At 43.5% G+C, this 333-nt stretch carries 1 protein-coding gene; it reads left to right on the forward strand.

The genetic code is table 11. The features are described from left to right. A partial coding sequence (locus tag AAEZ03_RS26470; protein ID WP_350582734.1) for an ACT domain-containing protein occupies positions 1 to 234 on the forward strand: 234 nt, incomplete at its 5' end. Positions 235 to 333: the final 99 nt, after the last annotated feature.

A 333-nucleotide genomic window follows, 5' to 3' on the forward strand; every position in this document is an offset into this window, starting at 1 on the left:
GCTCATGACAAAGCGGGCGCGCTTATCGAAATCTTAAAGCCCTTATCTTATCATGGCGTGTCGATGACCAGTATTGAGACGCGTCCTGAACGTCCTAATAAATGGGCCTATGTCTTCTTTATTGATATGGACGGTCATATCAACGATCCAAATGTCAGTGCGGCCATCAATGATATTCGCCCGTTAGTGAAGGATTTACGTGTGTTGGGTTCATACCCAAAAGCCGTGCTATAGTCAATTCACTATAAAAGTGTGACAGCGTTAACCTTGCTTGAAGTATTAAATATAGCTGTACGCTTGGTTGCCTTGTACCACTTTTGCATTGAACCGACT

It is taken from the genome of Pseudomonas sp. HY2-MNA-CIBAN-0224 (genome assembly GCF_040310285.1).
GTDB lineage: Bacteria > Pseudomonadota > Gammaproteobacteria > Pseudomonadales > Pseudomonadaceae > Aquipseudomonas > Aquipseudomonas helleri.